A 25619-nucleotide genomic window follows, 5' to 3' on the forward strand; every position below is an offset into this window, starting at 1 on the left:
TTACTTAAAAATCAATAACAACATTTGCAAAAAAACGACGACCAATAGCATCGTAAATTGCATCATTAGCTCCACTGGCTGCAATATAAGCAGGTGGTAATTTATCGGTTAAATTACGAATACCTAAACCAACTCGCGTGTTTTGAAATAACTGGTAGCTAGCAGACAAGTCATGGGTCACGATTGATCCCACAAAGGCAGGGCTCAAATCTTCAGGTATATCCCCTTCAGGTGATAGGTCGATACGAGCAGAACGATCTATTAAACGTGATGACCAGTTTACAACTAAATCGTTAATAGCATAGGTTGCTGAAAAGCGAGCTTGCCATTCAGGATCCCCCACTTCACCGTCTTCCACATTTACTTTATCTGGTCGACTTTGGAATTCAAAAACCTCTAGCTCTAAAAGATGATTTACAAATAAGTTTAAACTTAAATCCCCTGCCAAACCATAATCAGACAGCTTCATACTGTAATCAAAGTCAGCTTCAAGGCCTCTAGTTGTCAAAGCTGCTGCATTTAAAAAGCCAGATCGAACTAAAGTCACATTATTCGTTGTTGGGTCTCGCTCAACTTGCGAGCAAAAACTTTCGTCCGGGCCTCCTGGGGCATCCACACAATTATCAGCAATACTTTGTGTCGCGATAAATGAAATTGCGTCTTCTATTTCAATATCATAATAATCTAGAGTCATTGAAAAGTTTTCAAAAAAGCTCGGTGTCCAAACAATGCCTGCCGTAAATGAGGTTGAGGTTTCAGATTCAAGTTCAGAGTTACCACCACTAATAGTATCTATACTCGCATTATCGTTTGCTTCAAAGCCTGCTGGTATGCCGATTGCGGCACAATTAGCAACGCGATTAGGGTTATCGAGAATACTATCAGCATCGCATGGATCGGCAACACGGCCAAAGCCTGGAGAGATCGGTGAGAAGGCTTCGGCTATATTCGGCGCACGCACCGCTTGACCATAAGTACCTCGCAAACGAATATCCTCAATAGGCTGATACAACACACCAACCTTCCACGCGTCAGTATCGCCAGCATGCGAGTAATCAGCATAACGATATGCGGCATCTAAGGTAAGTTCTTTCGCGTAAGCAAGGTTTGCCAGTAAAGGCAAGCTCACCTCTATAAAACCTTCAGTTACATCATACTCACCAAATGCATCGGGTGTAGCTGCCTGTGCTAAAACACCTGATTTTGTCAGCTCATCTGTACGTGTTTCTGATGTTTCTTCACGGTATTCAAAACCAGCAGCTAAACCGATTGGCCCGCCAGGTAGCTCAAAAAACTCCCCAGTATCAAATGTTATATTACCGCCAATTAATTCTTGCGTTATTTCATCTGTACGCGACACATCGGCCGTTACCCAATCTTTTGCAGCCCCTGATGCTTGGTCAAAACCAAACGCATTGTAAGGAACACAATCTGCGGGGTTTAAAGTGGCAGGGTTAACATACTCATTTCCATCCTCATCTGGTAATTGTAAGTCGGGTACTTGATTGCGACATACTATTTCGCCCGTATCAGGGTTAATAACAGCATCAAGCGCAGCATCAAGATTGCCTGAAATTAAATCGTTTAATGAGTTCCGGCGGTTATCTGTTTGCCCATATACATAGTAAACATCATAGTTAAAATCAGTTTGGCTTAGAGTAAATAAGCCTTGAACCCCACCAACGAATCGAAATAGCTCACGGCGGTTATCAGCACTTCGATTACCGAATTCAGCAAAAAACTTAGACATTTCTATTGTTGTAATACCTTGGTTAAGGTACGACTGGCGTAGCGTTTCATCAAGGTAGGGGTTGTCCGCTACGTTAATAAATATATCACCAAAGCGAAAAGATGGCTGAAACTGTTGTTTAATGTCTGAGCGAACGAACTTAAAGTCACTGTAAAATGTATGGTTGTCAGTAATATTATAATTAAGTGTTGATGCGATGGTTATTTTATCCTGCTCAGGTAATACATTTTCATAGTCTTGAAGTTTAAAGCAGTGCTCACATCCATCAGGGAAATTACCGAATGCAAAGCTATTTGTGAACTCACGAATCGGCATTAATTCAGGTGTGCCATTATCTGCAAACGTGGTAATTTCACCAAGCGCACCAAATGGGTTTAACACACCATTTTCACTTATACGATCCGAATAAACACGAGGCCTCGATAAACGATCAGGGATACCATCTTCCTCGCCTTGACTGAGCGGATTATCAACTGTTCCCCAGTTATCCGACTGGCGTAAGTCATTTGCCATCACTTCGTTAATATGGTCTTTGCCAGCAAAGAAAGTGATATTACCCCGACCGCCGGCAATATCTGTCCCCGCTAAAATACTTAATGAGGTATTTTTAGAGCCGACTCCTTCGGTTGAATTACCAACTGATGCCTTTAATTGTAAGCCATCGAAATTGTCTTTTAGAATCACGTTTACAACACCGGAAACCGCATCAGAACCATATACTGCCGATGCACCTCCTGTTATTACTTCAATTCTGTCAATGAGTGCAGCTGGAATTGTTGATAAGTCTACCTGAGATGACCCTGGCGACCCTGCAACATGGCGCTTGCCATTAACCAAAACAAGTGTACGTGCGGCTCCAAGGCGCCTTAAATCAGCAGAGCTGATACCTGCATCATCATTGTCATCATTATTACCAAAGAGAGTATCGGTCGCGCCTATAGACGGAAACTCGGCTAGAATACTCCCTAAATCTGGTGTACCTGCTTTGGCTATTTCAGCCGCCCCAATTGTTACGATTGGCGTAGGCTGAGAAAGCTTTGGTTTTGCGATACGAGACCCTGTGACTTGAATTCGCTCGACTTCATCAACTCCCTCTTCAGCTGCGATTGAATAACCCACAGTAGAAAGTGCAGTTAATGACAAAGCAAATTTAACGCTATGCGCCAATAAATTATATTTCTTCATTTTGACCCCTAAACAAGCTGTTATTATTTGATTATTGCTGTTGAAGTCGGGTGATCTTTACACCACAGAACTATAACAGTGCTTTTAGAAGTAACACGACAAACCTAAAATAGGAACAAAACTAGAAAGTGAGCAAAATACAAACAATGCAGAAATGTAAATTTTAATTAACAAATGCGTATATAAAATAATCCAAAAATTATCAATTCTGTAAAAAACCTGTCATTGTTATCATCTATTGTCCACCATTTGAAAACACGTAATAGGGAAAATCTATGTCATACGGGATTAAGAAAAAGCTCATACTTACTAGCAGCTTACTTTTTTTAAGCAACACAGCGTTTGCAAATATTCATAATGCAGACTTTGAAACTTGGTCAGCAAACACACCAACAGCTTGGAGCACGATTGATAGTGGCATCAGCATTACTGCTAACAACAGTGTGGTTTACTCTGGCGAGTATTCAGCACAAGTCACAGTTAACACTGGCACACAAAGCAATACCGATTTACAGCAGCTCGTTGATGTTGTTGCGGGTGAAAGCTACGAGTTTTCTGCTTGGGTTTACCATACCGAAGGTGGTGTGAAAGCACGCTTAGTGGTTGATGGCTATCAAGATTATTCAAATTCAGCATTAACCAATCAATGGCAACAAATTAGCTACCAGTACACAGCTCCAACAACAACCGCTATTAATGTTGGCTTACGTTTTTACGACGTAGCAGGTTTTGATGGCAGCGAAGTGGTTTATGTTGATAATTTCGCACCTAGTACAGGCACAACCCCACCACCGACAGGTAGTTGCACTGATAATCAAGTTTCGTTAGCGCTCACAACTGACAACTATGGTGAAGAAACAAGTTGGCAAATAACGAATGCCCAAGGCAGTACGGTGGCATCAGGCGGCAGCTATGCAGCGAATACTCAGTATATTGAGCAAGCCTGTTTAATTGATGGTGACTACACATTCACTATTTTTGATAGTTACGGTGATGGCATGTGCTGCTCGTTCGGTAATGGCAGCTACAACCTCTCTCTAGGCCAAACTGTGCTTGCCAGTGGCGCAAGCTTCCAAAGCTCAGAGGCTACACCGTTTACATTAGGTGATAGCGCTGGCGGCGGTGATGATGGCGGTACAACACCACCTGATCCGACAGGCTATTATGTGACTACACAAGGCCTTACAGGCTATGCTCTAAAAACAGAGTTGTACAACATTATTAAAGATCACAACTCACAAGGTTACTCTGCTATTTGGAGTTTTTATGACATTGCCTCACGCGATAAGTATTTTGAAAACGATAACTCAATTCTAGACCGCTACTCAGAAAACCCGACAGGTCAAGATAGCTACAACTATGTAGCCGTAAGCGATCAATGTGGTACTTATAACAGTGAAGCTGATTGCTACAACCGTGAACACTCTTTTCCGAAAAGCTGGTTTGGCGGCACTGTTGAGCCTATGAACTCTGATGTACACCACATTTTCGCAACCGATGGTTATGTAAACTCTAAACGCAGTAACTACCCATTTGGTGAAGTAGGAAGCGCAAGCTATACCTCTAGTAATGGTAGTAAACTGGGCAGCGCAGCGAGTTCTTTAAATTACTCAGGTACTGTATTTGAACCTATTGATGAGTTTAAAGGCGATTTTGCAAGAGCCTATTTCTATATGGCAACACGCTATCAAAATGTCATTGCAAGTTGGCAAAATAAAACTACTTACAGTAACGCTGTACTTAACGGCACATCAAATCAAGTATTTGAGAATTGGGTAGTCGCAATGCTACTGAAATGGCACAACGAGGACCCTGTTAGTCAATTGGAGCTTGATCGCAACCAAGCGGCATATGAGCACCAAGGTAACCGTAATCCATTTGTCGATCACCCTGAATTTGTTGGGATGATTTGGTAACATCATAAGCCAGACGCTTAGCTCAACTAGGTGTCTGGTTTAACTATCTAACAATATAACTCGTTTTTCGGCGACGAGTTGCTCCACAAATTGTTTTTCGAGGTTCCAAGGATGACGCTTCCAACCTTGAAAACCAAAACCAGCAATATGTACGTATTTAAACTGCGCTAAAAAGTAAGCAATTGCCAAAGTACCAGAACTAACACAACGAGGCCGATGTATCGGTGAACCAAGGGCTAATAATTCATTTAATAATGATTGGCGAAACTGTGCTGTTAAACGCTCTACTTGGCACTTTTGCGCATAGATTGAAGTTAGAGCTTCCCCGAAATCTATCTTACTTTTACGTTGTATCAATTTAAAAAAACATTGCGCTACAGGATTAGGAGTTGGATCGGTGATCATAACCTGGCTCAGCCCTTCAAGAGACATTTGTGGTGTGTTTAATAAACTCAGGGCTTGTCGGCCACGCCCAACCAACCACAAGTCAGTACAACGTTGCCCTAAATAATCAGGCATTGCTGCACAATGGTTAAACCTAACCACTCGTGGGCAATTATTTACTTGCTCAGTAAGATCTGTATTGATAGGACCATTACCTAAAATAATGATTTTTGGCTGCTCTTGCATAAACTAAGCGACTTTTCTCTCTTTTTAAAACAGCTTATTTGACGCTAGCAGTGTTACTTGTGAATGACAATTCAAGATAAATTTAACCAATGAGCGAGTCGTTTATGCTCTATCAACAGCGTGTTGTCGTGTTGCTGCTTGGTCTGATAACCAAGTAGCGGCAGCACGTGCTTTAATAACTCATGGTGTTGCTGTTGTAGTGAATAATGCGTGACCTTTAATGTTTCTAACAACTCCCGAGCATAAAGCGATCTCGATTGCAGCGACTGCCAAGTACGAATCTGTATTTCGACGATTTGTGAAATTGAAGTGTTATAGTTATTAAGTTGCAAACTTAATAAGTAGTTTTCTAATGAGTTCATAATAGCGTCCTTTTAAAAACGCTACTTTAAAAGCTCAAGTTAAGTTGAGGTAAAGTGTTTTGTTATTTTTTGCGCCATTTATTCATTATTTCCTTAAATAATTTAGCCTCTTTATCCTCACAGGGTCTGGGCGATCCGCTTGGTACTCCAGATTTACCAAACACCGAATTGAAATCGATATCGTAACATAGCCCATTGAGCATTTCTGTTCGCTTGCTGCCATTGCCATTTTGCCAAAGTATTGTTGCTTTATCAGAGACCGTTAATTGTGTAGGCACTGTAACCCTGCCTACAGGCAAATTATTATTTGCAGCATTAACCTGACCAAGTGCTGAAGCATTAGAAAAGCCATTTTCAAACTTAAGCTCTGGGATTGGCGCATAAGGATTCAGCTTTTTAAATGATTTTTCAGCTGTTTCTTCATTATTCGTTTTAGGCTTAGCAGCTAGAGTTTCTACCCCTTTACTGGGTTTAGCGGCTACAGCTTGAACTGCTTTGGGCTTCATCAAGGAATGATTAGCCGCTTTTGTATCAGCTGACTGTCCTAAATGACTGGGTTCAGCCTCTTTTGTTTGCGGTTTCAGCCTTGAGTCATTCTGCTTTTCTTTTGAGGTTATTTTTTCACTTTTTTTTATACTAGGTAAAGCCGTCAGATCAACACTAACGTACGCGTGTATTACATTCACAGAATCAGAGACAGGAGATACAGATACAGATACAGATACAGACCGCATATGCTGCGCAAATAGAAACAAGATTACAGCATGCAGCGCAATTGAAATCATCCATGCTTTGTAGCTTCCCTTTAACACCTAAACTCCTCATTTTTTATTTTAAGAGTGTTAAAAAAACGAAATAGTTCAGTGCCCAAAGCTTTAACAGATACAAAAAACAGTACCTTTTTGAGTATGTGAGTTAACGCAATCAAAAAGCCCCAGCATTTGCTGGGGCTGTCTAAACACTTAAGGATTAAAACTTATAGTTAACACCTAGTGTGAAGGTGCGACCGTTCAAATCAAAGTATTCACCGTCATCATAAAGACTTGGGTGTCTTGGTGGAGTGCGGTCAAATACATTTAACATACCACCACGCACTTGTAGGCCATCAGTAATATTATAACGCGCTGTTAAATCCCACTTCGTATAAGATGAGATATCGTTATAGTTATTATCTTCAGCTACCCAGTCGTTTGACCAAACAGTACTGTGGCGATAGGCACCGATTAAATTTACCTGTAAGTTTTCATAGGTATAGTTCGTTGTGAAACGTGCCTTCCAGCGTGGATCTGTATACTCGCCTGCAGCATTACGTTTATCAGCTTCCTTACCTGTTAAGTTTTCATCGTTTTTAGACATGTAAGTGGCAAGCATATTCATTCTGAATGAGCCAAATGTTGTATCAAATGAATACGTTACTTCCATATCCGTACCCGCAATACTGTTACTTGCAGAGTTAATAGGTTTCAGGTCATACGAATCAATTTCAAAGGTATCTTTATTACGATAAATAAGTGGGCAATATGGATTATCTGTACTCTCAAATTCATAACAGCTTTCAATCACTGTTTTTGCTTTAGGTGTACGGATCATATCTTCAAGATCGAACTCCCAATAATCAAGAGTAATACTTAAACCATCAACAAATGAAGGTGTGTATATAACACCAACAGTTAAATCGTGCGCACTTTCATTTTCAAGATTAATATTACCTAAATTGAAACCAGAGTGGTTAGTACGCTTCCAGTCTTCACTTGGAACCCAACCTTCAGGAATGCCTTGCGAACGACAGTTATTGATGATGTTTTCTTTATACTCACCTGCATTATCAATTTGGCCTTGTTCACATGGGTCATCAAAGCTGTTAAAAGTCTCTGAACGGGCTTGATAAAGCTCATTTATGTTCGGTGCACGAACTGATTTAGACTTATTAATACGGAAACGAATATCATCATTAAGTACATAGTTAAAACTTAACTTCCATGCGTCATCAGTGCCTGTTGATGAGTAATCCATGTAACGATATGCCGCCTCAAGGAAAATTTCATCGGCAAATGATGCATCTACAACAAGCGGAATAGAGAACTCGGCTGCGGCCTCACTGACATCAAATGAACCTGATAATGCCTCAGATTGATTGTTAAAAATCAATCCCTTACGCATAGCGGGATCAGGCAATGTTGATGATGCTTCTTTACGATGCTCAATGGTAAATGCTGTAGCAATTGGTCCCGCTTCTAGCTCAAATAAATCACCGCTAAACGTTACACCATAAGTTGTTTGATCAACTGTTGCACGGCGAGTTGCATCTGTCTTTACATAATCAAGCGCTTCTTGCGAGGCAAGACCTGTTCCCCAAATATTAAGAGGCACACAACCTTCACGAGCAGTTACTTCATCTCCAGAACGATCGGCGCAGACAATATCGCCATCAATTTCAACGGCATCTAATGACTTATTAAAATTGTCGACAAGCATTTCACCGTGCCAAGTTGTATCCGCTTGTACTGAGCCACGTTGCACATAAGCTGAGTAAAACCAGTTATCAGTTATTTCACCTTCAAAGCTTAAAACACCTTGAATAAGCTGACGCTTTTGATCGTATACGCGGTTACCTAGTGCGTCTGTAGTAATATACGCTGTATATGTGTCCATATCACGATCAGAGAAAAACTGTTTTGTCTCATCACTAAAGAACGCATTATCTGTACGCATACCACTTAAAGTATGGAATGCAGGCGAGCTTTCACCATAGGCATGCGTATTTGAATACGTAAGCTCAAATGCCATTGAATGAGCATCACTAAACTCATAGTTCACATTCGATGATAAATTTAAACGCTCAAGTGGTGTACGTACATATTTGTGATTTAAGAAATGATAGCCATCGCCTTCATTACCAACATAATATTGCGTATTACGGCTACCTGGCGTTGAACTTGCTGGTAAATATTCACCACTTGCAAATGGACGAATTGAACCATCATCAGCAAAGATATAATGACCATCAGATGTGAAGAAATCACCTGTTGGACTATAAAAGCCAAGCGTTGTGTTACCTGTTTGATCATAAATGATTCGACGAGGAATGCCATCTTCATCATTTAAGTTATCAGGGTGGTCTAAAGAAATAACACCGTTACGAATAAAGTCTCGTTGATCGCCACGTAATTGTTTTGAATCCGAATAAGAGATATTCGTTACAAAGCTTGCTTTTTCACCTTCGTTACCAAAAGTGAATGATACATAAGACTCCTCACCGCCGTCTTGTTGAGGCTGCGATGTTGATGCATCAAATTCAAAGCCTTGGAATGATTTCTTAGTAATAATATTGACCACACCAGCGACCGCATCTGAACCATATACAGCAGAAGCGCCACCTGTTGAGATTTCCATACGCTCAATCATTGCGGTTGGAATATTATTTAAGTCGACGGCGCTACTGCCAGGAGCACCCGCAATAAAGCGGCGTCCATTAACAAGTACGAGCGTACGTTCTGCACCTAAACCTCGTAAGTCTGTATTACTGAGGCCATTAGCAAAAACGTTATCGTTTGTTGTCTCAGGTGATAAACCAACTGTAGCCGATGGCATCTCGCTTAATAGTTCAGCGGCATTAGTAATACCCGCATTAACCATCGCATCGCCCGTAATAACAGTAACAGGAGTTGGAGACAAATCACCAATACGCTTTATTTTTGAACCCGTAACTTGAATACGCTCAACTTGCTCATTAGCTTCATCTGAAGCAGTGGCAACATGTGATAAACCAAGCCCTGTTATACATAGGGCAGCCTTTATATTAAATGATAATGTGTTTAACTTGCTCATTTTCCCTTCCAAATGATTATTTTATTTTTTATTTGCGTTTTACATCAATACACCTATATCAATAACCAATAAAGGTACATAAACGCAAAGCTCATTATAAATTTAAAAAGGAACAATTAAATAAAACTATTGATACATATGTAAATATATGTAAATCAAATAAATAACCAATATAATCAGCAACTTGAGAGAGAAGAAATCTCCACACCTCACATTATTAATTATAATATTACATATAAACAATAAATTCACAAAAACATAAAACTGGATAAAAAACATATGCAAAATTAAAAATAAAACAATAAGGCAACAATATAGCTCAAAAATAAACCTATTATTTAAGATTGATTCTGAAAAAGTATTTCATCACTTATTTTTGGCAATAATAATTTTTGAGCCCGCTTATAAAAAAATGATTAAATATCTCTTTCTTAAAACGACACGGTTAACTTTATTACTTCAATCGTTATTTTCTATTTAATTGAGTGGTCTATTTTTGATCGCTATTGCGAATTGCTGTAAATCAAATCACGCAAGCTTTTTCATACCAAGATGAATTACAGTAAACACTGACTGACATGGTTTTTAAAGTTCAAAAACAAAAAGCCCCAGCAAGTGCCGGGGCTTTTTAAAAGTAAACTTAATTAAAAATTAAGCTTTCTTTGGACGCTCAACAACGTCTACTAAAGTCCAAGACTTAGTCTTAGAAATAGGAGCACACTCAGAGATAGTAACTACGTCACCAGTTTGAGCTGTGTTGTTTTCGTCATGTACGTGTAGTTTAGTCGTACGTTTGATGAATTTCCCATATACTGGGTGCTTCACGTAACGTGCGATAGCAACAGTGAAAGACTTATCCATCTTGTCGCTGATTACACGGCCTTGAAGAGTACGGATTTTATCGCTCATTATTGACCTGCCTTCTGGTTAATAATTGTTTTTACACGCGCGATATCGCGACGTACTGTTCTTAGCGTGTGTGTCTGAGCTAACTGACCAGTGCTTGCTTGCATGCGCAGGTTGAACTGCTCACGAAGAAGTCCTAGAAGTTCAGCGTTTAGCTCTTCTACGCTTTTGTCTTTTAGTTCGCTAGCTTTCATTACATCACCGTCCGAGTTACGAAAGTTGTTGTGAATGGTAATTTACGCGCTGCAAGGTTAAATGCTTCACGAGCAAGCTCTTCAGAAACACCTTCCATTTCGTAAAGTACTTTACCAGGTTGAATTTCAGCAACCCAATATTCAACAGAACCTTTACCTTTACCCATACGAACTTCTAATGGTTTGTTCGTAATTGGCTTATCTGGGAATACACGGATCCAGATTTTACCTTGACGCTTTACGTGACGTGTCATAGCACGACGAGCTGCTTCGATTTGACGAGCAGTCATACGGCCACGACCAGTAGCTTTCAAACCGAAAGTACCGAAGCTTACTTTGTTACCGTTTTGCGCTAAACCGCGGTTGCGGCCTTTGTGCATTTTACGGAATTTTGTACGTTTTGGCTGTAACATTACTCGCTACCTCTACTTAGCACTTTTTTTGGCTTTCTTTGGCGCGCGTTTAGCTGGCTTCTCTTGCTCTTGTACTAGTGGTAAACCACCAATAACTTCGCCTTTGAAGATCCAAACTTTAACACCAATGATACCATAAGTGGTTAAGGCTTCAGAAGTTGCGTAGTCGATATCAGCACGTAAAGTATGTAGAGGTACACGACCTTCACGATACCATTCTGAACGTGCGATCTCAGCACCGCCAAGACGACCGCTAACTTCAACTTTGATACCCTTTGCACCAATACGCATTGCGTTTTGTACCGAACGCTTCATAGCGCGACGGAACATAACACGACGCTCTAGCTGTGACGCAATACCGTCAGCTACTAGTTGTGCATCAAGTTCAGGCTTACGAACTTCAGAAATATTGATCTGAGCCGGAACACCTGCAATCTTAGTTACTGCTTGACGTAGTTTTTCAACGTCTTCGCCTTTTTTACCGATAACAACACCAGGACGAGCTGTGTGAATTGTTACACGGATAGATTTAGCTGGACGCTCAATAACGATTTTAGACACAGAAGCCGCTTTTAATTCCTTAGTAAGGAATTTACGTACTTTGTGATCGCCAAAAAGCTGATCAGAGAAATCTTTTGAATTCGCGTACCAGGTAGAAACCCAAGGTTTAGAGATACCTAGGCGAATACCAGTAGGATGAACTTTTTGTCCCATTACTTATACTCCTAGCTATCTGAAACCACAACAGTGATGTGGCTTGTACGCTTAAGGATGCGATCTGCGCGTCCTTTAGCACGTGGCATAATACGCTTCATTGTAGGACCATCGTCCACAAAGATCGTAGCTACACGTAGCTCATCAATGTCAGCACCTTCGTTATGCTCTGCGTTAGCAATAGCAGACTCAAGTACTTTCTTAACTAATACAGCCGCTTTTTTAGGGCTGTACGCCAGGATTTCTAGAGCGCGATCAACCGGAAGTCCGCGGATCTGATCTGCAACTAGACGAGCTTTTTGCGCCGAACCAGAGGCGAATTTATGTTTAGCTAATGCTTGCATTTATCATTCCCCTCTTAACGTTTCTTCGCTTTCTTATCCGCAGCGTGACCGCGGTAAGTACGAGTTGGTGCAAATTCGCCCAGTTTGTGACCGATCATTTCGTCTGTGATAAACACAGGAACGTGCTGACGACCATTATGGACAGCGATGGTCAATCCGATCATGTTAGGTATGATCATTGAACGACGGCTCCAAGTTTTAATTGGCTTCTTGTCACCGCTTTCCAACGCTTTCTCTACCTTCTTCAGCAAGTGTAGGTCAATAAAAGGACCTTTCTTGAGAGAACGTGGCATGGCTATTCCTCAACTATTATTTAGTACGACGACGTACGATAAACTTATCAGTACGCTTGTTCTTACGTGTCTTAGCACCTTTAGTCGGTTTACCCCATGGAGACACAGGATGACGACCACCAGATGTACGACCTTCACCACCACCGTGCGGGTGATCTACCGGGTTCATGGCAACACCACGAACTGTCGGACGGATACCACGCCAGCGATTTGCACCAGCTTTACCTAGTGAACGAAGCATATGCTCAGCATTACCTACTTCACCAAGTGTTGCGCGACAGTCAGCTGGAACTTTACGAACTTCGCCAGAACGAAGACGTAGAGTCACGTATTGACCTTCACGTGCAAGGATTTGAACGTATGCACCAGCAGAACGTGCGATTTGCGCACCTTTACCTGGTTTTAATTCTACGTTGTGAACAGTCGAACCTACAGGCATGTTACGCATTGGTAATGTGTTACCAGCTTTGATTGGTGCATCAACACCAGACTGGATTGAATCACCAGCTTTTAAGCCTTTAGGTGCAATAATGTAACGACGCTCACCGTCTGCATATAATACAAGAGCGATGTTTGCGCTACGGTTTGGATCATACTCTAGACGCTCAACAACAGCTGGAATGCCATCTTTAGTGCGTTTAAAGTCGATTACACGGTAATGATGCTTGTGACCACCACCGATGTGACGAACCGTGATACGACCTTTGTTATTACGACCACCAGACTTAGAGTTTTTCTCTAGTAGTGGTGCGTAAGGTTTACCCTTATGTAGATCTGGGTTAACCACTTTAACCAGGTGACGACGACCCGCAGAAGTTGGTTTACACTTTTGAAGTGCCATAATTCTAACTCCCCTTATTACTCGGCGCCGCCGACAAAGTCTAGCTCGCTACCTTCTTTAAGAGTAACGTAAGCTTTCTTCCAGTCTGAACGACGACCGAAACGCATGCCAGTACGTTTTGTTTTACCCTTAACGTTTAGTGTGCGAACACCAGTTACTTCTACTTCAAAAAGCTTTTCTGCTGCAGCTTTGATTTCAGCCTTAGTTGCATCAGAAGCTACTTTGAAAACAATCGTGTTGTTCTCTTCAGCAGCGATAGTGCTTTTTTCAGAGATGTGTGGAGCAAGGATCACTTTTAAAAGACGTTCTTCACGGATCATGCTAGCGCCTCCTCAAGTTGCTTAACAGCAGCAGCTGTAATAAGTACCTTATCGAAAGCGATTAGGCTTACAGGATCGATACCAGCTACATCACGCGTGTCAACCTTGTATAGGTTACGTGCCGATAAGAAAAGATTCTCATCTACTTCTTCAGTCACGATTAGAACATCTTTAAGCTCAAGTTCTTTAAGCTTAGCAACTAGTTCTTTAGTTTTTGGTGCTTCAAGACCAAACTGTTCAACAACGATTAAACGCTCTTGACGAACTAATTCAGATAAGATGCTTTTGATCGCACCGCGGTACATTTTACGGTTTACTTTTTGGCTGTGATCTTGTGGTTTAGCTGCGAAGCTAACGCCACCTGAACGCCAAATTGGGCTACGAATTGTACCAGCACGTGCACGGCCAGTACCTTTTTGAGACCATGGTTTTTTACCACCACCGCTTACTTCAGAACGTGTCTTCTGAGCACGAGTACCTTGACGAGCACCTGCTGCGTAAGCAACAACTACTTGGTGTACTAATGCTTCGTTAAACTCACGTCCAAAAGTAGCTTCAGAAACTTCAAGAGCGCCAGAAGCGTCTTTAATTGCTAATTCCATCACTAAATCTCCAGGACTTATGCTTTAACAGCTGGTTTAACGATAACGTCACCGCCGATAGCGCCAGGTACTGCACCTTTAACTAAAAGCAAGTTACGCTCAGCGTCAACGCGAACTAGTTCTAAGTTTTGAGTCGTTACACGCTCAGCACCCATGTGACCGGCCATTTTCTTACCTTTAAACACCTTACCAGGTGATTGGTTTTGACCGATTGAACCAGGAGCACGGTGAGATAGAGAGTTACCGTGAGTCGCGTCTTGCATGCTGAAGTTCCAGCGCTTAACACCACCTTGGAAACCTTTACCTTTAGAAGTACCGGTTACGTCAACTTTGTTGATTTCGTTGAATAATTCAACAGTAAGCTCAGCGCCTACTTCAAAATCGCCTTCACCACCATTTAGGCGGAATTCCCACAGACCGCGACCCGCTTCAACACCAGCTTTAGCGAAGTGACCCGCTGCTGCTTTGTTTACACGGCTTGCTTTTTTAGTGCCTGCGGTTACTTGAAGCGCGTTATAACCGTCAGTTGCTTCAGATTTGATCTGAGCAATACGGTTAGGAGTCGCTTCGATAACTGTCACAGGGATAGATACACCATCTTCAGTGAAGATACGTGTCATACCCACTTTACGACCGACTAGACCTAATGCCATTTTCCTAAAACCTCTCTAATCTTCCGATTAACCCAGGCTGATTTGAACATCAACACCAGCAGCAAGATCTAAACGCATAAGAGCGTCAACAGTCTTGTCAGTTGGTTCTACGATGTCGATCAGACGTTTATGGGTGCGGATTTCGTACTGATCACGCGCGTCTTTGTTAACGTGCGGTGAAGTTAGTACAGTAAAACGTTCAAAGCGTGTAGGTAGTGGGATTGGACCACGTACTTGTGCGCCAGTGCGTTTCGCAGTTTCCACGATTTCCGCCGTTGATTGGTCAATCAAACGGTGGTCAAAAGCTTTTAGGCGAATACGAATGCGTTGATTTGACATTCTTAAACCTCAATATAAAGAGCATTTAAAAAGAGCATAAAAAAACGACCGAAACAATCTTACTAACTAAGATGTCGGCTGCTTTCTTATATCTACGTTGAACTCCAAATCGGAGTTCCTGTTTTATTAGCTTGAAATCCAAGCTTAATCTTTCCTTCCAAGTTCCCGAGGGAATTTTGAAAGCCTGCGTATTATAGTGATATTGGTGATAAATGCAACAACAATTTTGAAAAAATCCACAGGCCCAATTAAAATTTGTTTAATTTTCGAACTTTATCAATAACATTGCCGTCTTTACTTTATACTTGTGCAGTCTGAGGCGCGCAAGCATCGCTTTTAAATGGTCAGTCCAGTTAATAATTGCTATTCTATTGCGCTTATTTTTGCCTCTATTACTACTTTATTTACTTTGGTGAGTTGATGCGTATCATTAATCGTTGTTTGAATTTTATGTCGGCAGGTATGAACCGCTTGTTTGTAAGAAGCAAGGTGCTGCCCGACAACCCGATTGAACAATATAACCTAAACCCAGCTAACCCGACTTTCTATATAGTTAAGCTTAATGCACGCTCAGATTTGGCAGCACTCGCACGCGTGTGTAAAAAATACGGCTTACCTAACCCGACCGAAGAGCAGTTATTAGGTAATGCGGAACTTGATCGCTTTATCGGTATTCAAAACCCACCACCGTTATTTGGTAACAAAAGCAAACCAAGCAATGCCCTGCAGCAAGGCAAACAAATTATTGACCACCTGATGCAATCAGGTGAGAAAAACGTACAAGTGATCCCTGTTACTATTTTATGGGGTCGTAACCCTGGTAAAGAAAAACCGGGCTTAGGGACGTTAGTATCTCACTCACTCACACCAAGTTGGTTCCGCAAGTTCTTTGTGTTGCTATTCTCTGGGCGCGATAATTTTATTCGTTTTAGTCAGCCCTTGGACTTATCACTGCTAGTGAACGAAAAAGCAGACGTAGATGAGCTACCACACAAACTACTACGTGTTGCACGCGTTCACTTTAAACGTCAAAAACTGGCTGCGACAGGCCCTAAAATGCCATCGCGAGAGCAGCTATTCAATTCGCTACTTGCTTCACCAACAATTAAAAAAGCCATTCAAATTGAAGCTAAAGAAAAAAATATCAGCCAACAACAAGCACGCCAAAATGCGCTGAAACTTCTTGATGAAATAGCGGCAAATTACAGTGATGCAACCATTCGTGTTGCTGATCGCGTTTTAACTTGGTTATGGAATAAGCTTTACAACGGTATTGATATTAAGTTTTCTGAACAAGTCAATGAGCTGACTGATAAAGGCCACGAGATTATTTATATGCCGTGTCACCGCTCTCATATGGACTACTTATTACTGACCTACTCTATTTACCATTTAGGTTTGGTACCGCCGCATATCGCTGCTGGTATTAACTTAAACTTCTTCCCAGCAGGTGGTGTATTCCGCCGTAGCGGTGCGTTCTTTATTCGCCGCTCATTCGCGGGCAATAAACTGTATTCATCAGTATTCAAAGAATACCTGAGTCAGCTGTTTATCAAAGGTTATTCAGTAAAGTTTTATACTGAAGGTGGCCGTAGCCGTACTGGTCGTTTGTTACCGCCAAAAACAGGTATGCTCGCTATGACGTTGCAAGCCATGCTACGCGGTATTGATCGCCCTATTTCGATTGTACCTGTATACATAGGTTATGAGCACGTAATGGAAATTAATACCTACTTAAAAGAACTTGCCGGTAACGATAAAAAAGGTGAGTCGATATTAGGTATCTTTAAAGCGATTAAAAACCTGAAAAACTATGGACGTGGTTACTTAAACTTTGGCGATCCTATTTCAATAAACCAATATCTGAATGAGCAGCAACCTGATTGGCGTGAATCTATTCACCCAACCGATGTACAAAAACCACAGTGGCTTGGGCCACAGGTCGCCAACCTTGCTGATAAAGTCATGGTTAATATTAATAGCGCCGCGGCACTCAATGCGGTGAATCTACTGGCCATGATTTTATTGGTTAATGATAAACATGCGTTAAGTAAGCCTAAATTGATTGCTCAGCTTGAGTTTTATCTACATTTACAACGCAGCGCGAGTTATAGCGACAAAGTAACAACACCTGACGAAACGGCTGAGCAGCTATTAGAGCATGCGCTTAAGCTTAATAAATTTGATGTTATCAGCGATGAGTTTGGTGAAATCATTGCTATCAACGACAAAGAGAAAACGTTATTCAACTATTACCGTAATAACGTATTGCACTTATTTGCTGTGCCAAGCTTGCTTGCACTGCATTTATTTAAAGCGCATAAAACGACGATGGCAGATTGCCACGCCTTGATTGCACGCTTTTACCCACTATTTGCCAAAGAGTGGTTCTTACATGAGTTAGATGAAAACTACATTACTCGTGTTCTTGCCAGCTTTGTTGATCAAGACCTAATTGAAATTGACGGTGATAATATAAAAATCACCAACAGCAGTGATTGCTTGGCAAAACTAGAAATACTAGGCCGTGCACTGAGTTTAACCTTACAACGTTATGCAATCGTTATTGGTTTTATTCAAACCAGTCATGGCATTGAACGTGCTGAACTTGAGCATGAAAGCCAAGTATTGGCAGAGCGTTTAGGGACGTTACATGGCATTAAAACCCCTGAATTCTTTGATAAGAAAGTACTCATTGGTTTTATTACAAGTTTACGTGAGCAAAAGCTGATCACTGAAACAGAACAAGGCTTAACGGGTAGCAGTGAGCTGTGTGAAGTGTATATATACCTTAAGGCATTACTGCCAGCACGCGTCTGGCAGTCAATTGACGACATAGTGCAAAGCCAAGCTAAGCACTCAAAAGGTTAACGCTGACGCATGACCCCTTCTTGGATCGTTGAGGCAACCAAGTTGCCTTGACGGTCAAAGAATTGGCCTCGCACCAAACCACGTCCAGAGCTCGCACTTGGGCTATCAATCGAATATAAAATCCAATCATCAAGTCTAAACGGGCGGTGGAACCACATCGCATGGTCAATCGTCGCAACCTGCATATTCGGCTGCATAAACGATACACCGTGGGGCTGTAAGGCTGTTGGTAAAAATTCAAAATCCGATGCATACGCAAGTAAATAATTATGAATGCGCTGGTCGTCAGGCATCTCGCCATTGGCTTTAAACCAAATATGTTTCACTGGCTCCATAACTTGTGGCTTAAATGGATTATGAAAAGTCACAGGGCGCATTTCAATCGGCACTTCGCGAATGAACTTATTGCGTATAGGTTCAGGGATAAGCTCGGCATTCGCTTGATAAAATTCAAGAGACGACTTTAGCTCTTCAGGCTGTGGCACACTTGGCATTTGCGCTTGATGAGATAGCCCTTCTTCATCACCTTGGAAGGACGCCGTCATATAAAAAATAGGTTTACCGTATTGAATGGCTTTAACTCGACGAGTACTAAAACTTTTACCATCACGAATATTTTCTACATCATAAACAATCGGTTTAGCAGCATCGCCTGGGCGTAAAAAGTAAGAATGCAAAGAGTGAACAATACGCCCCTCGGGTAACGTTTCTTTGGCTGCCGATAAAGCTTGGCCCATTACTTGGCCGCCAAAAACGGCTCTAAACCCTAAATCTTGGCTTTGGCCACGATACAAGCCTTGTTCAATTTCTTCTAGCGCCATTAATGACAGCAAATCATCTAATACTTGGCTCATTTATTTATCCTCAATCCCGACAAGCGTTTAATGATACTATAGACTAATTGGAAGTAAATCTTTGTAAGAGCACCTTATTATGGCTTATTGGCTTTTTAAAACCGAACCCGATGCATTTTCAATTGATGATCTAAAAAACGCACCTGAGCAAACCTCTATGTGGGATGGGGTGCGCAATTATCAAGCCCGCAACTTTCTTCGCGATGATATCAAGCAAGGTGACTTGGTGATGATTTATCATTCAAGTTGCAAACAGGTGGGTGTTGCAGGTATCGCTACGGTGACTCGCGAAGCCTATGCTGACCCAACACAGTTTGATTTAAATAGCGATTACTACGATGCCAAAGCAACCGCTGATAACCCGCGCTGGTTTGTGGTCGATGTGCAATATCAAGCACACCTTAAAAAGCTAGTTAGCCTGCAAGCGATTAAAGCCAATGACTCAATTACCGAAATCGCCCTTAAAAAAGGTGGACGACTGTCAGTAATGCCTGTCACCGAACATGACTGGCAACAGATCATAGCAATGAGCGAACGCTAAGCATATAAAGTAGTGGCCATTTTTAATGAGCTGCTATTTTTGCTATAATTTCGCCCCTTTATTTTAGAGGTACTAAGGGGCATGCATGAAATTATTATATTGGTTAGAGGAATGGACCACCCTCACCCGCGATGAGCAACAAAGCCTTGTGCCTATGGCTGGCGGTGATTTGCTCGGCGATGTTTATGTAAAATATCATATCATTGATGCCAACAAGCCCCTGTTAATTACCTTCTCTCCTGCTGGAACAAATTATCAAGAACATGATATTACTGATGATTTTTCGCCTTGGGCTTATAAGCTCGCGAAAAAGCAAGATGTAAATATTATCGCCTTTCAACATTTAGGCATTAGCAACTGGTTTAGGCACCGTAATCTGTTGTTTTTCATTGAACAGTTAGCGCCTCTCATTAGTGGGTTTAAAGAACGGTTAGGTTATGGTTTGAGCCGAGGTGGGTTTGCTGTAGGCGCCTTTGCCAACTTATTAAAGCTTGATAAAGTTTTATTATTTCACCCTGTCAGCACCAAAAACAAAGATAAAGCGCCATGGGATGATCGCTCCAGCACAGATATCGCACAAAAATTTGATTGGAACGGCGATTACCATGACTTAGATTTAGGCCACGCTAAAGGCTACATTATTTACGACCCAACGAATCGCATCGACCGTGCCCACGCTAAGCGCTACCCACAGCTTAATCATTTAAGGGTATTCGGGATGGGGCACAGTGTGCATGCCACTTACCTAAGTAAGTTTGGATTTTATAAAAATGTCGCCGTTGACTTTATGCGCCACCAGCAAGTCGATATTGCGCAGTTCCGCCAGCAAACACGTACATTGCGTTTTAAAGAAGACTACTACCGCCGTCTAAACAAAGCGAATGCAAGTTCTGCACACCGCTTGGCACTATTGAGTACAGCCCATAACATTTTAATTGATGAAAAAGCGGAGCATGTAAAAGAAGAGCAAGAAAACGTTGATGTGCAACCTTTGTTAGATGTTGCTCTAAAACACCAAGAGCAACACCCTAAAGATGCCGTAAAATTGCTTGAAGTGGCGCAACAACTGGCTCCTGACGATCCAGTTATTGAACACAAACTAAAACAGTTAAAATAACTTAGTGTTTACTTTTCACCTTTTTATTTTTTTTAACGTGCCCATGCTTGGGCACGATGGTTAAGTACATGATGAGTGCTAACCACGAAAAAAAGATAATCCCTATTAACCATGCATTTTTTTCATGGCCCTGAGTCCGTTTGCTGTTTAAAACAATCACTACAGGCAAAATATACGCACTCAATACAATGATTAAAAACGCAACTTCATTCATTCGCTCACCAATGAAGACCAATCAACTTCATTACTAAGTACACGTTCAACAGCGATGTAGTGCAAAATATCCCCCTCACTGACGGTATAATCAAGAGGTGGATTTAAATCCATATTCTGAGCACTCAAGTTATGCGCCACACCAAGCAAAATCGCATCATGACTTTGTTTAAAGTGATGGAATAAATTACCAAACGTCATGGCTTTTACACCTTTCGGTATTGGCAAGCTAAATTGCGTGTCACCGTGTAGCGTAGATAATAATTCTTCTTGCACACGGCTTGAACCTGGGTCTTGCATCGAACGTACAAGAATTTCTGCAGACTTAGAACTACTGCATTCAACATTATTACAATGCTCAAGTAGCATCTCAATTTTAGTCTCATCATCAAAATGAGCACTAATATGACACTGCTCATTGACCAATTTACTGATGCGTAATGCCGTTGTGAATGTTTGGTCATCGTCTTGACCATCAATAATGATTTTATCTGCCCGCTCTATAGCCACACGTTTTAACTCATCAATATCGGTAAAACTACTTAAGCGAGCAAAATCAACATGTGTATTGGCTAGAAATGGATGTTCCATTTGCTCGGTCACTGCTAACAATATGCGTCGATCAAGACGCTTGTTATCTGCCAAAATATAGTCAATCATCTTTTTTGTCCGCGTATCATGCCAACCGAAGATAATTATATGATTGTTAATATGTGAGAAGCTTTTATCACCCGTCATAGCGCGCCTAATCAAGTAAGTAACTGTTTGCCCTGTTTTTCCTAACAGAACACCAAATAATGCCAAACCAAAAGGAATTTGTAGAAGTGCAACGATCCAGCGTCCTAGCTCTGTACTGGCACTGAAGTCGCCATAACCGACTGTAGAAGTCGTGACAACATAATAGTAAAAGTAGGTGCTAATTGGCGTGAGATCCTGCTCCCCTGCAAGCACGAGTAACCACCAAATAAGCAACATATGGAAAAGTGTTGTTATTACCACAGCCTGCCAGCTAACCTGATCAATATGACTGCGTATAAGTACCACTAAGCGGTTAAAAATATGATGCATAATCCTTGCAATGTATCTTAGAAGAAATTAACCGATACGGTACTGTAATGCATAGGTTTTAGCAACTGGTGGAAAATTCCTAATGCATGTCGATGAAAAATAATAGTAGACTATACTTTCTCTGTATTAAGTATTAAGGGTGCAATATGTCTGGTGTTCTAGCTTCAGTCGATCAACGTACACAATTAGTTGGTGAAAATCGTTTAGAGCTCTTGCTGTTTTATCTACACAGCCGCCACTTATTTGCGCTCAATGTATTCAAAGTAAAAGAGGTTGTTAAACTTCCTCACTTAAGCAAAATACCTAATTCACATCCGAAAGTATCTGGTGTTGTCGATATCCGTGGTGAATCTATTCCCGTGATCGATTTGCGTAAAGCGATTAACATGCCAGAGGCGAAACACATTGAAGATACTAACTTAGTAATTACTGAGTATAATCGCACTGTACAGGGCTTTTTAATTGGCAAAGTCGATCAGATTATCAACATGACCTGGTCTGACATAATGCCGCCACCTACCGCTATTGGTAAAAACCATTACCTAACTGCACTGACAAAAATTAAGCGTGATAATCAAGAGCACCTAGTTGAAATTATCGATGTTGAAAAAGTCTTAGCTGAAATTATCGAATACGAAGTGCAAATCAGCGATGACATTTTAGATCAAAATATAGTCAACGAGTTCACAGGTCGTAAAATTTTACATGCCGATGACTCCCCGACTGCGCGCAAACAAGTAAGTGATACACTCACTCAATTAGGTATAGAAATAATTCCTGCTCGTAATGGTCTTGAAGCATTAGAGATGCTAAAAGGCTGGGCAGACGAGGGCAAGGATGTTGAAAAAGAATTACTGATGGTGATCACCGATGCTGAAATGCCGGCAATGGATGGTTATAGGCTCACCCACGAAATTCGCCAAGACAGCCGTCTGAAAAACTTACATATTGTTTTGAATACCTCTTTGAGTGGTAGTTTTAACCAAGCAATGGTTGAAAAGGTAGGGTGTAATGCGTTCTTGTCTAAGTTCCAACCTATTTTGCTTGTCGAGGAAGTACAATCTCGTTTAAGAGCTGTACTTGAGCAGCAAAAATAGTCTTTTAAATAATTGCCTTTTAAATAACGCAAAAAATGCTGATGGGCACTTTTTAAGAGGCTCAGTTTAAACCCCACCGCGACGCGTCAATTTGCCAATTAGTTGTTTTCATGATTAATTGGCACAATCAATTTACTGACAACAATAAAAATTATGCTAAATCATGTTGCAAAGCCATTCACAAAACTGGTTGAGCGTTACCTGCCAGATCCATTTATTTTTGTAATTTTATTAACTTTTTTAAGCTTTATCGTTGCGGGTATTTTCACACCATCTACACCGGTACAAATTTTAACGGCTTGGGGAAGCGGCTTTTGGAATTTATTACAATTTGCCATGCAAATGCTGTTAGTACTACTAACCGGTTATATGCTGGCAAGTACGCCTGTAATGCGACATCTATTAACCAAGCTTGCGGCCTTAGCTAGCACACCTGCCAAGGCAATTATACTGGTTACGTTCGTTTCATTATTAGCAAGCTGGCTCAACTGGGGCTTTGGTTTAGTAACAGGTGCTTTGTTTGCAAAAGCGATTGCCAAACAAGTCCGCGTTGATTACCGGTTACTCGTTGCCAGTGCTTATTCAGGCTTTATTGTCTGGCATGGTGGCTTAGCAGGCTCAGTACCACTGACTATCGCAACTGACGGGCACTTTTCAGAGCAAAGTATCGGCGTAATAGGTACAGACAGTACTATTTTTTCAGGGTTTAATATCGCAATTGTCATTGGCTTATTTATTGTTATGCCACTTGTAAACCGCTACATGCTGCCAAGCAACAAAGACAGTATATATATTGACCCTGCAAAGCTAGATGATGAACCGACTCAGTCGGTAAGCCCTAGCCGCCCTGCTGAAGTGATTGAGCATAGCCGTATACTGGGTATAGGAATGGGACTCATCGGCCTTGGCTATCTAGTTTATTACTTTGTACTGAGTAACGGTGGCTTAAATTTAAATAGTGTTATCGCCATTTTCTTATTCAGTGCTATTTTATTGCACCAAACACCTCATAACTTACTTACAAGCTTACAGCAAGCAATCCCAAGCGGTGCTGGAATCGTAGTGCAGTTTCCATTTTACGCAGGCATTATGGCTATCATGGTTAACACGGGCCTTGCCCAGCAAATTTCCGAAGGATTCATCGCAATAGCCACAGCCGAAACACTGCCATTCTGGAGTTTTTTAAGCGCTGGCTTTGTGAATATATTTGTGCCATCGGGTGGAGGCCAATGGGCTGTTCAAGCACCTATCGTCATACCTGCGGCACAAACACTTGGTGCAGACATACCCCGTGTTGCTATGGCCGTTGCTTGGGGTGATGCATGGACAAACCTCATTCAGCCTTTTTGGGCCCTACCTGTACTTGCGATAGCAGGACTAAAAGCAAAAGATATTATGGGCTTTTGTTTAGTGCAACTGGTGATCACCGGTGTGTTTATTGCGCTAATGCTGAGTTTTTATCCCTAGCTCCTAGTAACGGAAGCATGACTCAGGCTTCCGTTATAAACTAACTTGATAGGATTTTCATTGGCAGACTTAAGATTGCGCTTTGTGAATCAGCAAAGTGCATCATTACGGCTACGTGGCCTGCGACCACCAGCGCATACATCACAGTTGAGAAGGTTTGCCCATAAGTATCTAATGGTACAAGATGTGAATTATGTCGTTCACGCCACTCAAAAAGTATTTCCAGCGCACCAATAAACAAGAAAAACACTAACAACATCAGTCCGAAAGTGTAGCTAAGCCAAAGGCCTAATAACACACCCACTAAACACATTGTTAGGCCAATCCACGAGCGCATTGAGAAACTAATACTTTTTAGCACATGCCCTCCATCTAGAGGGAGAATTGGTAATAAATTGAAGAGATTGAGCAATGCACTTAATACTGCTACACCCGCGAATATCTCCATCTCAGTTGCGTAATAAAGCACCACACCAAGCACTGATGTGATCAAACCAAATGCAGGCCCCATCAATGAAATAACAACATCTTGCCAACGAGTCGTAATTTTATCGTCTGAAACAGCAAGCCCGCCGACAAATGGAATTAAGTAAATACCTTTGGTTTTTATACCAAAATACTTCATTGCTCTGACATGCCCATATTCATGCACAACCAAGCACCCTATTAGCATCAACGCAAACTCTATCGAGAATAGCCATGCATAACCCGCTACGGATGCTCCAGCAAGTGCTGCTTTAACAACTTTTGCACTTTTAAATAATTTAAACGCTAAAGCGACAAGGCCAATAACGCTTCTTTTGGGTTTGGTCGGTGTCATCGTGGGTATCACTAATCGGTGAGCAAATTGCTGATTTATGTAAATAGCTAAGCAGCGGTTATCAACATTACACGTATCTAAGCCGACTCGCTCACCTCGAAAGTCAAACTCATACAAATACTGCTTGGGCGACTCAAAGGCAATAGCTTGTTGGTGATGAAAAAGTCCTACTAATTGCGAACCATTAAGGTGCACGGTAAAAATTTCATCTGCTAGGCTTAGCTGTATCGTTATCATAATGATTTTAAACGCTATTATTGTATTAAGCTATTACATTTAGA

The 25619-nt window shown here is 41.4% G+C and carries 26 protein-coding genes; 6 read left to right on the forward strand and 20 right to left on the reverse strand.

Annotated features, from left to right (window positions below; translation table 11 throughout):
• Nucleotides 1-4: 4 nt before the first annotated feature.
• On the reverse strand, nt 5-2935 hold the full coding sequence (locus L3V38_RS14875) for a TonB-dependent receptor (protein WP_237119877.1): 2931 nt from the start codon (nt 2933-2935) through the stop codon (nt 5-7).
• Nucleotides 2936-3210: 275 nt separating this feature from the next.
• Here L3V38_RS14875 and L3V38_RS14880 point away from each other — a divergent pair, with 275 nt between their 5' ends.
• Nucleotides 3211-4851 carry an endonuclease gene (locus L3V38_RS14880; RefSeq protein WP_237119878.1) on the forward strand — a complete coding sequence of 547 codons (1641 nt, stop codon included), beginning with the start codon at nt 3211-3213 and terminating at the stop codon, nt 4849-4851.
• Between the two features lie 39 nt (nt 4852-4890).
• On the opposite strand, the gene L3V38_RS14885 is transcribed toward L3V38_RS14880, so the two are convergent.
• The 15 genes from L3V38_RS14885 to rpsJ all read right to left on the reverse strand — a co-directional run bounded on the left by L3V38_RS14885 (nt 4891) and on the right by rpsJ (nt 15290).
• On the reverse strand, nt 4891-5481 hold the full coding sequence (locus L3V38_RS14885) for a hypothetical protein (RefSeq protein WP_237119879.1): 591 nt from the start codon (nt 5479-5481) through the stop codon (nt 4891-4893).
• 71 nt (nt 5482-5552) lie between these two features.
• The gene (locus tag L3V38_RS14890; protein WP_237119880.1) at nt 5553-5843 is read right to left on the reverse strand and encodes a hypothetical protein; all 291 of its coding nucleotides are present in this window, start codon (nt 5841-5843) and stop codon (nt 5553-5555) included.
• 62 nt (nt 5844-5905) lie between these two features.
• Nucleotides 5906-6628 (reverse strand): hypothetical protein, encoded by a 723-nt coding sequence (locus tag L3V38_RS14895; RefSeq protein ID WP_237119881.1) that lies wholly within the window; start codon nt 6626-6628, stop codon nt 5906-5908.
• 184 nt (nt 6629-6812) lie between these two features.
• Complete coding sequence (locus tag L3V38_RS14900; protein ID WP_237119882.1) at nt 6813-9671, reverse strand: TonB-dependent receptor; 2859 nt, start codon at nt 9669-9671, stop codon at nt 6813-6815.
• 651 nt (nt 9672-10322) lie between these two features.
• On the reverse strand, nt 10323-10580 hold the full coding sequence (gene rpsQ, locus L3V38_RS14905; protein ID WP_054552372.1) for a 30S ribosomal protein S17: 258 nt from the start codon (nt 10578-10580) through the stop codon (nt 10323-10325).
• Nucleotides 10580-10771: a 50S ribosomal protein L29 gene (gene rpmC / locus L3V38_RS14910; RefSeq protein ID WP_004588692.1), complete on the reverse strand. Its 192-nt coding sequence runs from the start codon at nt 10769-10771 to the stop codon at nt 10580-10582. The genes rpsQ and rpmC overlap by 1 nt, the downstream gene beginning before the upstream one ends.
• Complete coding sequence (gene rplP / locus L3V38_RS14915) at nt 10771-11184, reverse strand: 50S ribosomal protein L16 (protein ID WP_036974208.1); 414 nt, start codon at nt 11182-11184, stop codon at nt 10771-10773. Before rplP ends, rpmC begins: the two co-directional genes overlap by 1 nt.
• A gap of 12 nt (nt 11185-11196) precedes the next feature.
• Complete coding sequence (rpsC, locus tag L3V38_RS14920) at nt 11197-11898, reverse strand: 30S ribosomal protein S3 (RefSeq protein WP_062568200.1); 702 nt, start codon at nt 11896-11898, stop codon at nt 11197-11199.
• A gap of 11 nt (nt 11899-11909) precedes the next feature.
• The gene (gene rplV, locus L3V38_RS14925) at nt 11910-12242 is read right to left on the reverse strand and encodes a 50S ribosomal protein L22 (protein WP_055016519.1); all 333 of its coding nucleotides are present in this window, start codon (nt 12240-12242) and stop codon (nt 11910-11912) included.
• 14 nt (nt 12243-12256) lie between these two features.
• Nucleotides 12257-12535: a 30S ribosomal protein S19 gene (gene rpsS, locus L3V38_RS14930; protein ID WP_010376377.1), complete on the reverse strand. Its 279-nt coding sequence runs from the start codon at nt 12533-12535 to the stop codon at nt 12257-12259.
• 16 nt (nt 12536-12551) lie between these two features.
• On the reverse strand, nt 12552-13376 hold the full coding sequence (gene rplB / locus L3V38_RS14935) for a 50S ribosomal protein L2 (RefSeq protein ID WP_036974212.1): 825 nt from the start codon (nt 13374-13376) through the stop codon (nt 12552-12554).
• A 17-nt stretch (nt 13377-13393) separates the two neighbouring features.
• A complete protein-coding gene (gene rplW / locus L3V38_RS14940) occupies nt 13394-13696 on the reverse strand; it encodes a 50S ribosomal protein L23 (protein WP_054552368.1) in 303 nt (100 codons plus the stop codon).
• On the reverse strand, nt 13693-14298 hold the full coding sequence (gene rplD / locus L3V38_RS14945) for a 50S ribosomal protein L4 (RefSeq protein ID WP_062568199.1): 606 nt from the start codon (nt 14296-14298) through the stop codon (nt 13693-13695). The genes rplW and rplD overlap by 4 nt, the downstream gene beginning before the upstream one ends.
• Nucleotides 14299-14315: 17 nt before the next feature.
• Nucleotides 14316-14951 carry a 50S ribosomal protein L3 gene (rplC, locus tag L3V38_RS14950; protein ID WP_036974218.1) on the reverse strand — a complete coding sequence of 212 codons (636 nt, stop codon included), beginning with the start codon at nt 14949-14951 and terminating at the stop codon, nt 14316-14318.
• A 27-nt stretch (nt 14952-14978) separates the two neighbouring features.
• On the reverse strand, nt 14979-15290 hold the full coding sequence (rpsJ, locus tag L3V38_RS14955) for a 30S ribosomal protein S10 (RefSeq protein WP_002957900.1): 312 nt from the start codon (nt 15288-15290) through the stop codon (nt 14979-14981).
• 420 nt (nt 15291-15710) lie between these two features.
• Between rpsJ and plsB the strand changes: the two genes are divergently transcribed.
• On the forward strand, nt 15711-18161 hold the full coding sequence (gene plsB / locus L3V38_RS14960) for a glycerol-3-phosphate 1-O-acyltransferase PlsB (protein ID WP_130151469.1): 2451 nt from the start codon (nt 15711-15713) through the stop codon (nt 18159-18161).
• On the opposite strand, the gene tesB is transcribed toward plsB, so the two are convergent.
• Nucleotides 18158-19015: an acyl-CoA thioesterase II gene (gene tesB / locus L3V38_RS14965; RefSeq protein WP_130151468.1), complete on the reverse strand. Its 858-nt coding sequence runs from the start codon at nt 19013-19015 to the stop codon at nt 18158-18160. The two genes, plsB and tesB, sit on opposite strands and share 4 nt — an antisense overlap.
• 79 nt (nt 19016-19094) lie before the next feature.
• Between tesB and L3V38_RS14970 the strand changes: the two genes are divergently transcribed.
• Both L3V38_RS14970 and L3V38_RS14975 read left to right on the forward strand, forming a co-directional pair.
• On the forward strand, nt 19095-19556 hold the full coding sequence (locus tag L3V38_RS14970) for an EVE domain-containing protein (RefSeq protein WP_237119883.1): 462 nt from the start codon (nt 19095-19097) through the stop codon (nt 19554-19556).
• Between the two features lie 85 nt (nt 19557-19641).
• Nucleotides 19642-20673: a cytosolic protein gene (locus L3V38_RS14975; RefSeq protein WP_237119884.1), complete on the forward strand. Its 1032-nt coding sequence runs from the start codon at nt 19642-19644 to the stop codon at nt 20671-20673.
• Between the two features lies 1 nt (nt 20674).
• On the opposite strand, the gene L3V38_RS14980 is transcribed toward L3V38_RS14975, so the two are convergent.
• Together L3V38_RS14980 and L3V38_RS14985 are read right to left on the reverse strand one after the other, a co-directional pair.
• A complete protein-coding gene (locus L3V38_RS14980; RefSeq protein ID WP_130151465.1) occupies nt 20675-20887 on the reverse strand; it encodes a hypothetical protein in 213 nt (70 codons plus the stop codon).
• On the reverse strand, nt 20884-21954 hold the full coding sequence (locus L3V38_RS14985) for a potassium channel family protein (protein ID WP_237114694.1): 1071 nt from the start codon (nt 21952-21954) through the stop codon (nt 20884-20886). Before L3V38_RS14985 ends, L3V38_RS14980 begins: the two co-directional genes overlap by 4 nt.
• Nucleotides 21955-22100: 146 nt before the next feature.
• On the opposite strand from L3V38_RS14985, the gene L3V38_RS14990 reads away from it, so the two are divergent.
• Together L3V38_RS14990 and L3V38_RS14995 are read left to right on the forward strand one after the other, a co-directional pair.
• Nucleotides 22101-23051 carry a chemotaxis protein CheV gene (locus L3V38_RS14990; protein WP_237114693.1) on the forward strand — a complete coding sequence of 317 codons (951 nt, stop codon included), beginning with the start codon at nt 22101-22103 and terminating at the stop codon, nt 23049-23051.
• A 153-nt stretch (nt 23052-23204) separates the two neighbouring features.
• The gene (locus L3V38_RS14995; RefSeq protein WP_237119885.1) at nt 23205-24518 is read left to right on the forward strand and encodes a TIGR00366 family protein; all 1314 of its coding nucleotides are present in this window, start codon (nt 23205-23207) and stop codon (nt 24516-24518) included.
• Between the two features lie 40 nt (nt 24519-24558).
• On the opposite strand, the gene L3V38_RS15000 is transcribed toward L3V38_RS14995, so the two are convergent.
• Nucleotides 24559-25575 (reverse strand): site-2 protease family protein, encoded by a 1017-nt coding sequence (locus tag L3V38_RS15000; RefSeq protein ID WP_237119886.1) that lies wholly within the window; start codon nt 25573-25575, stop codon nt 24559-24561.
• Nucleotides 25576-25619 lie beyond the last annotated feature (44 nt).

It is taken from the genome of Pseudoalteromonas sp. L1 (assembly GCF_021728095.1).
GTDB lineage: Bacteria > Pseudomonadota > Gammaproteobacteria > Enterobacterales > Alteromonadaceae > Pseudoalteromonas.